General features: G+C 47.2%; 7 protein-coding genes. 3 read left to right on the top strand and 4 right to left on the bottom strand.

Going from position 1 to position 11,888, the window contains the following annotated elements; genetic code table 11:
- Nucleotides 1-12: 12 nt before the first annotated feature.
- The 3 genes from JGK11_RS12285 to JGK11_RS12295 form a co-directional block, all read right to left on the bottom strand.
- A complete protein-coding gene (locus tag JGK11_RS12285; RefSeq protein WP_293179898.1) occupies nt 13-3,183 on the bottom strand; it encodes an EAL domain-containing protein in 3,171 nt (1,056 codons plus the stop codon).
- 395 nt (nt 3,184-3,578) lie between these two features.
- Nucleotides 3,579-6,866 (bottom strand): PAS domain S-box protein, encoded by a 3,288-nt coding sequence (locus JGK11_RS12290; RefSeq protein ID WP_293211844.1) that lies wholly within the window; start codon nt 6,864-6,866, stop codon nt 3,579-3,581.
- A gap of 91 nt (nt 6,867-6,957) precedes the next feature.
- A complete protein-coding gene (locus JGK11_RS12295; protein WP_293179892.1) occupies nt 6,958-7,194 on the bottom strand; it encodes a hypothetical protein in 237 nt (78 codons plus the stop codon).
- Nucleotides 7,195-7,505: 311 nt separating this feature from the next.
- Between JGK11_RS12295 and gatB the strand changes: the two genes are divergently transcribed.
- On the top strand, nt 7,506-8,996 hold the full coding sequence (gene gatB / locus JGK11_RS12300; RefSeq protein WP_293179889.1) for an Asp-tRNA(Asn)/Glu-tRNA(Gln) amidotransferase subunit GatB: 1,491 nt from the start codon (nt 7,506-7,508) through the stop codon (nt 8,994-8,996).
- Here gatB and JGK11_RS12305 read toward each other — a convergent pair.
- Nucleotides 8,993-9,139 (bottom strand): hypothetical protein, encoded by a 147-nt coding sequence (locus tag JGK11_RS12305; protein WP_293203166.1) that lies wholly within the window; start codon nt 9,137-9,139, stop codon nt 8,993-8,995. The genes gatB and JGK11_RS12305 overlap by 4 nt on opposite strands.
- Nucleotides 9,140-10,222: 1,083 nt before the next feature.
- Between JGK11_RS12305 and JGK11_RS12310 the strand changes: the two genes are divergently transcribed.
- Nucleotides 10,223-11,389, top strand: a complete 1,167-nt coding sequence (locus JGK11_RS12310; protein ID WP_293211846.1) for a pentapeptide repeat-containing protein — start codon at nt 10,223-10,225, stop codon at nt 11,387-11,389.
- A 38-nt stretch (nt 11,390-11,427) separates the two neighbouring features.
- Nucleotides 11,428-11,888, top strand: a 461-nt coding sequence (locus JGK11_RS12315; RefSeq protein WP_293211848.1) for a Uma2 family endonuclease, incomplete at its 3' end; no start/stop codon positions are given.

An 11,888-nucleotide genomic window follows, 5' to 3' on the forward strand; every position in this document is an offset into this window, starting at 1 on the left:
TCTTCGCAAATTCTAATTTTGTGCTTGCTGCTGGATTAAGACTGCTGCTGTTTGAGAGTCTACTGGCTTTGAGAAAAAGAATCCCTGGGCGAACTCGCATTTTAATCCTTTGAGTATCGATAGTTGCGAGGCTTCTTCGACTCCTTCTGCTACTACATCCATTCCTAAATTGTGGGATAAAGTCACGATCGATCGCACAATTTCTGTGGGGTCGATGCCTCCTTTGCCGAGGTCGAAGTCGCCTCCCATCCTGCTGACAAAGGATCGGTCTATTTTTAAGGTATTGGTGGGGAAGCGGTGCAGGTAGGAGAGTGATGAATAGCCGGTGCCGAAGTCGTCGATGCACAGGTGTATGTTTCGGGCTCTAAGCTGCACCAGCATGGCTGTGACTGATTCGGAATTTTCTATGAGTACGCTTTCGGTAATTTCTAGCTTTAAACTGTTGCCGTCGAGGTGACTTTCTTCGAGAACTCGATCGATATATTCGATTAAATCTGGCTGAGAAAACTGTTTGACTGACAGGTTGACGCTGACGCTTAAGGGCGGGTTATTTTGAAATAGCTGCTGCCACTGGCGGATTTGCTGGCAAGCTGTGCGGAGTACCCAGCGGCCCAGCGGTACGATCAATCCGGTTTCTTCGGCTATGGGAATAAATTCGTTGGGCGAAACTAAGCCTCGTTCAGGATGCTGCCACCGCACCAGGGCCTCAAAACCGATAATTGTGTTATGGGCGATCGACATAATCGGCTGGTAGTGAATGATAAACTGGGGTGTTGGGGATAAGGGAGGTAAGCCCGATCGGGCTGATTGCGGAGAGTCTTCTTCTCTAGCGGGGTCTCTAATTGATTCGATCGCCCGTCGCAGGTCATTTTCTAACTGCAACAGCTTCAAAGCGTGGGCGTGCATGGAACTATTGAAAACTTCGTGTCGGGCTCTGCCGAGTTCTTTGGCGCGGTACATGGCTGTATCGGCGTCGCGTAGCAGGCTTGTCGGTTCCTCGTATTCGCCGGAGCTCAATGCAATGCCGATGCTGGCGGTGATAAAGACTTCGTGTCCGTCTAGCAGGATGGGGGAGGTGATTGTCTTTTGCAAGCGGTTGACTATGTTGGTAGCTTCATTTACGCCGTCGATGTCTTCGAGTAACAGCACAAATTCGTCTCCTCCGAGGCGGGCCACTGTATCTCCGACTCTGAGACAAGCTGTTAGACGCTGCGCGATCGCAACTAGCAGTTGATCGCCGATCGCATGGCCGAGGGAATCGTTGACTACTTTAAATCGATCTAAATCGAGAAACAGCACGGCAAATAAGTAGTCTTTGCGCCGTTTTGCTAGCCTCAGAGCGTGTTCCAGCCGATCGCTAAATAGCGATCGGTTGGGCAATCCGGTAAGGGCATCGTGAAAAGCGTCGTGCAGCAATTGTGCTTCGGCGAGTTTGCGCTGAGTGATGTCGTGGCAGTTGATCACGATGCCCTTGACTGCCGGATCGTGCAGTAAATTTGTGGCTACAGCTTCTACATAACACCAGGAACCGTTGCGGTGGAGCACTCTATACTCCAGGGGGCACTGGCTTGTTTTGGGGTTTTCAATGGCTTTGTGGAGGGTTTGGGCGATCGCGGCGCAGTCGTCGGGATGAACAGTCCCTAGGGCGCTGCGCCCGATCGCCTGGTGGGGCGCGTAGCCTAAAATTCGCTTGACGGAAGGGCTGATGTAGCGGAATATGCCCTCGGCGTCGAGAATGATCGTGATGTCTGTGGCGTTTTCAATCAGCGATCGAAATCGCTGTTCGCTTTGTCTGAGGGCTGATTCTGCCTGTTTGCGTCCGCTGATATCAAGGGCTACTCCGTCTATAATGATGTCCCCGTTTTTGTTTTTGGAAAATCTGGCGCTGTCTTGCACCCACTTGACTTGGCCTGAATTCAACAGGATCCGGTACTGGCGATCGCAGGGCAACAGACTGGCACTCGATGCTGCGACGCTGCTGTCATAGGAACTTTTGTCATCGGGATGGATGATTTTGGTCAACTGTTCGGGGTACGCCATTGCTTCTTCTGGCCCGATCCCAGTAAGTTCGCGCACCCCCGGACTAATGTAGGGCATGGAGGTTGTGCCGTCTGGATGCAGCACGGCGCGGTAGACTGAACCGGGAATGTTGGCTGCCATTGTGGCTAGCTGTTGCTGGATGCCGCGGACTTCGGCTTCAGCGCGTTTGCGTTCTGCGAGTTCGGTTTGGGCTTGTTGGTAGAGTTCGGCTTGGTGGATTGCGATCGCACATTGATCTGCGATCGCTTTGAGTAGCGACAGTTCTTCGGCGCTCCAATAGCGATCGCGATCGCACTGATAGATACTAATTCCTCCCAAAAATGACTGACGGTAAAGCAGCGGTGCGATCGTGACGGTGCGAAACCCTACAAACTCTGCTGATGCTTGCAGGGACGGGCACAGGCCCGATAACTCTTCGATGACGACGGCTTCTCCTGCCGCGAGTTCGGTTTGGTAGTGTTGGGCAAATGTGCAATTTAGCCCGATGAGTCCTTGTTTCTCTGCGGCTTTGCTGATATGGCGGACTACAATCCTGCCTTCAGCATCTGGCTGCAAGATCGCGCAGCCGCTGATTTCGAGAGATTCGTGCAGTTGATCTGCGGTAGTTTGCAGCACTTCGTCGAGTACCAGGGTTTCGCGCATGGCTTGGATGATGCGGTTGACGATCGCCTCACGAGTCGCTTGCCGCTGAATTTGGGCGATCGCGAATTGTTGCTGGCGGCGCATTTTGTATTCTTGGAGCGATCGTTCTAATACTGTTGGCAGCCTAAACAGCCGCCCTTTTAATACAAAATCGTTCATGCCGGCTTTGATGCACTCAACTGCCGCTTCTTCTCCCAAACTTCCCGTTACTAAAATAAATGGTATTTCTTGCCCTAATTCCTGCATTAATTTCAACACTTCTAAACCGTTAAACCCAGGGAGGCGGTAATCTGACAGCACTGCGTCGTACTTGCAATTGTGGATCAGTTGTCTGCATTCTGTTGCTGTTTCGGCAGTATCGTAGTTAAAATTTACTCCCCCCGCTTCTAACGCGAGCACTATTAATTCCAGATCTTCCGCCATGTCTTCGACAATCAACAATTTTAACGTTGATTCTGATACTGTTTTTAGTAAATAGTTTGTCTGAGTTCTATCTAACATACGGTATTGTGGAGTATTAAATTTGTTGTTCGTTTTTGGGCTAGATTTCATTTATTAAATTGAGTATAGTTAAGTTTGTATCACTGTTTTTAGTTAGATTTTTAATGCTTTAGCAATATTAATGATGTTTTGATGACATTGATTTAGCACGTGCAACGGAGGGCTGGCAGAACCGACTGTTACTTATTGAACTGTATAATAGTTTTCAATTATAAATTAAGAACTACTATAGCATCGAAGGCGAAGAGTGACGTATGTCTGGTAATAGGTAATGAATAATGTGCCAGAAAGCTTTTGAACAGCAAGCTTTTCGGTGATTGCCGATTACCTTTTTCCCGATTACCCAAGCGTACCCGATCTTTCTGAGAACTGCTATATACTGGTCACTTGCGAATCTACATTGCTGTTTGAGATTGTTTGCCTAGTTTAAAGTAGAACGTGGCTCCTTGACTAGGTATGCTTTCTGCCCAAATCGTGCCGCCGTGGCGGTGAATAATCCGCCCGACGATCGCCAAACCGATCCCCGTACCTTCAAATTCTCTCTGGGAATGCAGCCTCACAAAGGCTCCAAAAAGTCGATCGGCATATTCCATCGGAAAACCCACGCCGTTATCCTTGACAAAAATCGTTCCATCAGGTAAGGAATCAATAACTATTGTAGCCGGAGTGCGTCCGCGGCTGAACTTGACGGCGTTGCTAATCAAGTTGCTGAACACCTGTTGCAGCAAGGTGGGATCTCCCATCACCGTCGGCAAATCTCCGACGGCAAATTCAACGCTGTCGGGAGTTGGGCCCAGATCTCCGGCTGTTCGGGGTTTAGTCAATTTAATCGCAGTTTGCACCAGGCGGGTGAGATCGATCGGAATTTGCACTAACTCGGTGCGGCCCACCCGCGAAAGAGCGAGTAAACCGTCAATCAACAAACTCATTTTTTGGCTGCTATCATCAATCACTTCCATGTAGTGAACGATTTTAGGATCGTTCAAGATTTCAGTTGATTCTAAGCGTTGTTTCAAAGCATTAACAAAACCTGAAATATGGCGTAAAGGAGCGCGGAGATCGTGGGAAACAGAATAGCAAAAAGATTCTAATTCTTGATTAGCAGCCTCTAATTGCTCAGTGCGTTTCGACAAAGCTTGTTTTGTCTCAACCAACTCAGTGATATCGCGAGAAGTGCCAATTAAAGCATAAACCTCGCCATCGAGATTCCTGAGAGGAATTTTAAAAGTGTCGAAGTAAACAGTATCGCCGGACAATACAAATTTTTCTTGCAAGTGTAGAGTTTCACCTGATTCAAATACCAGCAAGTTTTCACGCACAAATTTTGTGACAACTTCAGGGGAAAAACACTCAGACACGGTTTTTCCTTGCATTTCTTTTCGGCTGTTGAACCCTGCCATTTTTGCCAAAGGTTGATTGACAAAAACCTGACGCATATCTTCGCGTTCTACAACAAAAATGTGATCGGGTAAAGCATCAAAAAAAGTTTCAAGTTCGGCGGTACGCTGGGCAACTTGAACTTCTAAAGTTTCGTAGAGCTGTTTGAGTTCTTCTTCGGCTCGTTTGCGATCGCTGATATCTTGACCGATGCCGATGTGTCGGCCGTCGGAGAGACGAATATTTGCCCAAGTAGTGTCAATTATTCGCCCGTCTCTAACTGTTGTTTTGAAGTCTTTCCAGTTCTCAGTTGCTGCTTGGATTTCATCCAAAACGTATTGGCGGTATTCTGCCTGCGGGTAGCATTCGGCAAAGATATCGTAGTTTTTGAGTTCTGCAAAACTCCAGCCCAGCACTTTTTCCCAGTAGCGGTTTACCCACTCTATTTCACCGCTATGTCCCAAGAATGATAGCATGACTGGCACGTTGTCGAAGATTGTTTGCAGCACTTCGTTTTGCTCTTTTAAGGATTCTTCGGCTTGTTTGCGTTGCGTAGCTGCCGCCACGGCATCGCTGATGTCGAGTATCGAACCGATAATTTGCTGAATTTGTCCCCCTGGGGTTCTTTTGAAAATTGTCGATCGATCGTGCACCCACCGCCATTCGCCGTTTTTGTGTTTGATTCTGTAGTCAGTGTCATTTGTAGCGTGAGGGTTGGTGCTGTTTTCCAGCAACTGCATACTTGCACTTAACTTGTGCAGATCCTCGGGGTGAACTAAGCTAGAAATAGCTTCTGTACCCAACTCTTGCATTTCTTGGGGAGTGTAGCCCAGGATGGCTGTGACGGCTGCATTGGCATAGATATTTTGCTGTGCTTCTGTGTCGTAAATGTACAGAAAGTTCGGGAGGGTTGTAACAATGCTTTCTAAAAGTTGTTGCTGTTTTTGCAGCTCTAATTCAGCTTGTTTGCGCTGTGTCAAATCCAGCACAAAACTCACCCCAACTTCCTGGCTTCCTTCTAAAAATGCAGCGCCTAGCAGCACCGGAACGCGGCTGCCGTCCGAGCAGATGTATTCTTTTTCATAGGGAATAGCTGTGGTGGTAACTGTCATTTCTGCAAGTTTTTGTTCGTCTAGGCTGCGGTACTTTGGCGGTGTCATTTTTAGCCAGCTAATTTTTTTTTCAAGCAAATCGTGTCTTGTGTATTTTACTAGGTTTAAAAAAGCTTGATTTGCGTCGGTAATCTGACCATTAATTTCCCAAAAAAAGATGCCGATAATATTAGAGTTAACTACGCGCCTAAACCTAGCTTCGCTTTGACGCAACTGAGCTTCGACTTGTTTGATTTCTGTGATGTCCCGGGTGATGCTTAAAACTGTTTCTACTGAATTGTCCTCAGCAAATTCGGGAATTACTCGACTTTGATAGTATTTTGTCCCATCGGGAGTGGGAAAGTCAAATTCGATGGTTTCTTGTTTGCCGGTGCGACAAACTTTGACACACGCTTCGTCCCACAGGTTGCAAATGTGGGGGGACATTCCTAATTCTTTGTTGCTTTTGCCGATAAATTCTGAGGGGGGTTTTCCGGTGGCTCGTTCGACTTCTTTGTTGACGTAAAGGTGGCGCAGTTCTCGATCGAACCGCGCTATGATATCGGTAGCATTTTCCGCGAGGGCGCTGAAGGCCTGTTGGCGCTGGCGAAGTTGTTCTTGAGTGCGGTGCTGTTCGGTGATGTCTGTGGCAAAAGACAGAATTGAAACTAATTTTCCTTCTGCATCGATTAGTGCAGAATTGTACCACTCGCAGTAAATTACTGAGCCATCTTTGGTAGAGTTGCGGTTGCGGCAAACGTTGCGGGGTTCTCTGCTGTAAAACATTTGATTTGCCGCAGCGCTGACTTGCTCGAAGTCTTCTGGATAAATTATTGAGCATTCGTGCCAGTATTGGCCGATTATTTCTGCTGCACTCCAGCCAAATATTTGTTCGGCCATTGGCGACCACCGCACTACCCGCAGTTCGCTATCCCACTCTAGAACTGCCATTGGCGAGTTTTCTAGGTGAAATTCCCGCTGCGAGTTGGCTTGTTTTATTTTGGTTTGAAGTTGCTGGCGGAGTTCCTTGGCTGCGACAAAGCGCTCGCTGATTTCCTGTGCGTTTGCGGCGCCGGCTTTGGCTATCTGAGCAATGGTTTCTGCTGTTTGTTTTTCGAGTTCGTTCCAAGCGAGTTCGAGGGCTGATTCCACCTCCTCTAGCTCAGTGATGCTGTTCTGAAACAGTGCGGCACTTTCCACTGGAATTTCAGGCATATTTTTGACAGTTAAGCAAGTGTTAGGTTGAGACTTTTAAATTAAACTTTAACAATTAAAAATGTGTAGTTTATTGTTAAATTATACATTTTTACTTTTTAATTTGTGCGTGGCGCCGATTTTGAGTGGCGGCGGTGCTATTAAAGACGGCAGGTATAGGTTTAGCGTGCAGATCGGCACTTGCGATCGATCGCCCCAAAACTCTCCTCACCCAAGTACGGGCGCACTCTGCTCTGTATATTTTTGCACAGGATTGTGTTCCCGTGGCGTCGAAATAATACTGAGGCAGATCTGTGCGCGAGCCGATCGCGCATCCGTAGTAGAGCATTGGGTGTGCCGATCGCCAGCAAGAGGAGCGCGGCGGGGGAAAACTAACCCAGGGAAGTCAATTATTAGCCACCAGTGGCCCAAATGGTCGATCGATCTTTTTTGCGAACTCTGCCGGTGTGAAGTAAAAACCGTCCCTAGCCGACAAATACTCCCAAGTCGGTTTCGTCAATAAACAGCTAAAATATAATAGACCTCTTGCAAAAATCCTTTTAACCAAATTTTGGGACGGGCTAGAAGCCCATCCCACAAGAAAAAAGATTTTTGTGGGATGGGCTTCTAGCCCGGTTATTCAGTCTTTATAGGTCTCTTATGACTGCTGCTACATCAGTTAAAACTCAGTACGAAGCTGTTATCGGTCTCGAAACTCACTGTCAATTGAGTACGAATACTAAAATTTTCTCCAGCTCTTCTACAGAATTTGGTAATGCTCCAAATACTAACATTGACCCAATTTGTATGGGGATGCCTGGAGTGTTGCCAGTATTAAATCAAAAAGTGCTGGAGTATGCAGTGAAGGCAGGGCTAGCTCTTAACTGCGAAATCGCACCTTACAGTAAGTTTGACCGCAAGCAATATTTCTATCCCGATTTGCCAAAAAATTATCAAATTTCTCAGTTCGATTTGCCGATCGCTACTAACGGTTCAATAGAAATTGAACTGGTGGACGAGACGGGCAATTCTACTAGAAAAAAAATCGGAATCACTCGCTTGCACATGGAGGAAGATGCAGGGAAATTGGTTCACGGCGGTAGCGATCGCCTCAGCGGTTCTACTTATTCAATGGTAGATTACAACCGCGCCGGCGTGCCTTTAATCGAAATTGTTTCGGAACCGGATTTGCGAACGGGCGCGGAAGCTGCCGAGTACGGTCAAGAATTGCGCCGGATCGTGCGTTATATCGGTGTCGGCGACGGGAATATGCAGGAAGGTTCCCTGCGCTGCGACGTGAATATTTCGGTGCGCCCCGTTGGCAGAAAAGAGTTCGGCACGAAGGTGGAAATTAAAAATATGAACTCTTTTAATGCGATCGAACGGGCGATCGATTACGAGATCGAGCGGCAAATTCAAGCGATCGAAAATGGCGAAACCATCATCCAAGAAACGCGGCTTTGGGATGAAAACAAGCAGTGTACTTTCAGTATGCGGATTAAGGAAGGTGCGAGCGATTACCGCTATTTCCCGGAACCGGATTTGCCTCCGATCGAAGTTTCGGCAGATCAACTGCACGATTGGAAAGCTCAACTGCCGGAATTGCCAGCAGAAAAACGATACCGCTACGAAACTCAACTAGGTCTTTCTCCCTACGACGCGCGGGTTTTGACTGACGACAAAGCGGTGGCTGAGTATTTTGAAAAGTCGATCGCCGCCGGTGCTGTGGCTAAAGGCGCTGCGAATTGGGTGATGGGCGATATCACTGCTTATCTGAAAAATGAGAAACTGGCGATCGCACAAATTCCTTTCCAACCGCAGGATTTGGCCGAACTGCTGGGGCTAATTGATGCTGGCACGATCAGCGGCAAAATCGCTAAGGATATTTTGCCGGAGTTACTAGCAAACGGCGGTTCGCCTCAGAAGTTGGTTGAAAGCAAGGGTTTGATTCAAATTTCTGATACAGGGGCGATCGATCGCGCGATCGATGCAGTGTTGGCCGCCAATCCCAAGGAGCTCGAACAGTACCGGGCTGGCAAAACTAAGCTGCTGGGCTTTTTCGTCGGCAAGGTGATGAAAGAAACAGGCGGCCGGGCAGATCCCAAATTGACCAATGAGTTGCTGGCAGCCAAGCTTAACAGCCCAGCCTAAGCAGTCGTTAAAGGAGTCGTGTAGCGGATAGAGTGGCGGGCGATCGGTTTTTCCTGAGCCCGTCCTTCCCGCTTCATGGTAACTTTACAATTAAGTATACATTTCTTGACAATATCTTCACATTTAGGGGTATCACCCCTCATGCCTGTTGTGTTATATTCTGTTATGTAGATGCACCCTGATGGCAAGGAGAGTTACTTCCGTAGCTCTCTCTTTTTTTTGTCTTTTTTTTGTGGGACACGGACGTGAAAATACGGATGAGCGGTTTCTGGAAGGTTTCAATCGTGGTATCGTGTAGCGGATAGAGTAGCGGGCAATCGGTTTTTCCTGAGCCCGTCCTTCCCGCTTCATGGTAACTTTACAATTAAGTATACATTTCTTGACAATATCTTCACATTTGGGGGTATCACCCCTCAGTCCTGTCGTGTTATATTGTGTTATGTAGATGCACCCTGATGGCAAAGAGAGTTACTTTCGTAGCTCTCTCTTTTTTTGTCTTTTTTTTTGTGACTACGGTCGTAAAAATACGGATCGCAAGATTCTGGCTGGACCAATACCGAATAATCGCAGCAGGAAAATGCTAAAGACAGTCAGAAATAGACAATAAGAAGCTGGCAATCTTGATATGTAAAGGTTTGAGGCGCTTGGGCTAGCTATACTTCTTCATTAAAATTTTACATAAGATGGTGTCACCCCTCATCCCTAATGTGTTATAGTCTGTTATGTAGATGCACCCTGATGGCAGGGAGAGTTACTTCCGTAGCTCTCTCTTTTTTTTTGTCTTTTTTTGTGGGGCACGGACGTGAAAATACTGATGAGCGGTTTCTGCTTGGAAGAATCCCGAATTGTGGAACCGCGAGGACGCTTGTCACGAAGGAAGATACCTGAAGCAACTGCCAATCTTCAGCCCGCAAGGTTTAAATCGTTGCGCCAGCTATACTTTTTCATCAAAGCCTGACAAACTGGGCTTTGCCCCTCATTCTCAATATGTTATATCATGTTACAGAGATGCACCCTGATGGTCGGGAGAGTTACTGAGGTGACTCTCCTTTTTTTGTCTGAATGGGGAGAATGGGAGAGGGGACAATGGCGAGAGTTGGCCATACTGATTGCCGATTACCCATTAGCAATTACCCATTAGCAATTACCCATTAGCAATTACCCATTAGCAATTACCGCTGGAAGTCGATTAATATCAACTTGAGTTATTAAGTGATTTTGACAGCATGAGCGAACAAGCTAGCGAGCTAATCAAGCAAGGGATTTTGCAATATCAGGCGCACCAATTTGAGGCGGCGCTGGATTCTTGGCAGGAAGCCCTGACGCTGTATCGCTCAATGGACGATAAGCGCCGATCGGGTGCAGCGTTGGGTAATATGGGCGTGGCTTACGAGGCGCTCTTGAATTACGATCGCGCGATCGACTGTTATCAGCAGCATTTGGTGTTAGCGCGGGAAATTGGCGATCGCCGGGGCGAGGCAAATGCTTTGGGAAATCTGGGCAATGCTTGCTGTGCCCTTGAAGATTTTTCTGGTGCTATTGATTACCAGCAGCAGCGTTTGGCGATCGCGCGAGAGACTGGCGACTTTCGCGGAGAGTTGGAAGCTTTGGGCAATTTGGCCCTGGCTTGCGATGCTAATGGAAATTTGCCCGATGCGATCGAGTGTTATCAGCAGCAATTGTCGATGGCGCGCGCCCACCAGGACGATCGCGTTGAGCGCAGTGCTCTCAAGAGTTTGAAGCTGGCTTACAAATATTTAGCCGATTACGAGAAAGCCGACGAGTACCGACAGCAGCAATTGGCGATCGTGCGGGAACTGTTTTTAACCGACAAACATCATGATTTTGTCCAACTTGCAGAAACAGTTGGTTTGAATCCCGTCGAAGATTTTGCCGGAGCTGATTTAAGGAATTTTGACTTGAACTACGCTGATTTGAACGGTGCAGATTTACGCGAAACCAACCTCCAAGGTGCAGATTTGACCTTGGCAGATCTCAGCGGTGCTTTGCTGAGTTCTGCTATTTTAATTGATGCTACTTTGTGCAATGCTAATTTGCGGGATGCTGAACTCAGCAGTGCCAATTTAAGCGGTGCAGATTTGCGAACCAAGCTGCCGAGGGCAAATTTAACCGGTGCAAATTTAACCGGGGCTAATTTGAGCAGTGCTTATTTACCGAATGCAATTTTAGTTAATGCGAATTTGACAAACACTGATTTCAAAAATGCTGACTTGAGCGGTGTTGATTTGAGCGGTGCAAATTTAAACGGTGCAGATTTAAGCCGCGCTGATTTAAAAAATGTGGTAGTGGAGAATGCGAGGTTTGTTGGTTGTTTGGGGATTTCGGAAGGGGTCAAAGTTGAGTTGAGGGCGCGGGGCGGGATTTTCGAGTAAAATGGGAATGTTGGTAATTGTAGAGGGGAATAAAAGCTATGACTGCCGTAACTGCAAAACGATTCTCGATCGCCGAATATCACCGTTTGGCAGAACTGGGATTTTTTGAATTCGATAACCGATTTGAATTGATTCGCGGAGAAATTATCAAAATGGCTGCTAAAGGTAGGCTTCACTCGGTTTGTAACTCAATGTTATTTGGAGAATTGTACGTGTTGATGGCAAGACGTGCTTGCGTGCGCGGTCAGGAACCGATTATTTTGCCTACTGATAGCGAACCTGAGCCTGATGTTGTGATTGCTCGCAGTCGCTCTGACAATTATGTATCTTCTCACCCCGAAAGTGCTGATATTTTGTTGGTGATTGAAGTTTCTGATTCTACTTTGAAATACGACAGGAGAACCAAGTTATCTCTCTACGCTGAATCTGGGATTGCTGATTATTGGATATTTAATTTAGTAGATATTCAATTGGAAATGCACAGCGAACCTTATCAGAA

It is taken from the genome of Microcoleus sp. PH2017_34_RAT_O_A, from assembly GCF_020737885.1.
Classification (GTDB): Bacteria; Cyanobacteriota; Cyanobacteriia; order Cyanobacteriales; family Microcoleaceae; genus Microcoleus.

Excerpts from the sequence above, each read along its gene's own strand:
- JGK11_RS12285 (WP_293179898.1), bottom strand. The coding sequence starts at position 3,183 with ATGTTAGATAGAACTCAGACAAACTATTTACTAAAAACAGTATCAGAA.
- JGK11_RS12290 (WP_293211844.1), bottom strand. The coding sequence starts at position 6,866 with ATGCCTGAAATTCCAGTGGAAAGTGCCGCACTGTTTCAGAACAGCATC.
- JGK11_RS12295 (WP_293179892.1), bottom strand. The coding sequence starts at position 7,194 with ATGCTCTACTACGGATGCGCGATCGGCTCGCGCACAGATCTGCCTCAG.
- gatB (WP_293179889.1), top strand. The coding sequence starts at position 7,506 with ATGACTGCTGCTACATCAGTTAAAACTCAGTACGAAGCTGTTATCGGT.
- JGK11_RS12305 (WP_293203166.1), bottom strand. The coding sequence starts at position 9,139 with ATGAGGGGTGATACCCCTAAATGTGAAGATATTGTCAAGAAATGTATA.
- JGK11_RS12310 (WP_293211846.1), top strand. The coding sequence starts at position 10,223 with ATGAGCGAACAAGCTAGCGAGCTAATCAAGCAAGGGATTTTGCAATAT.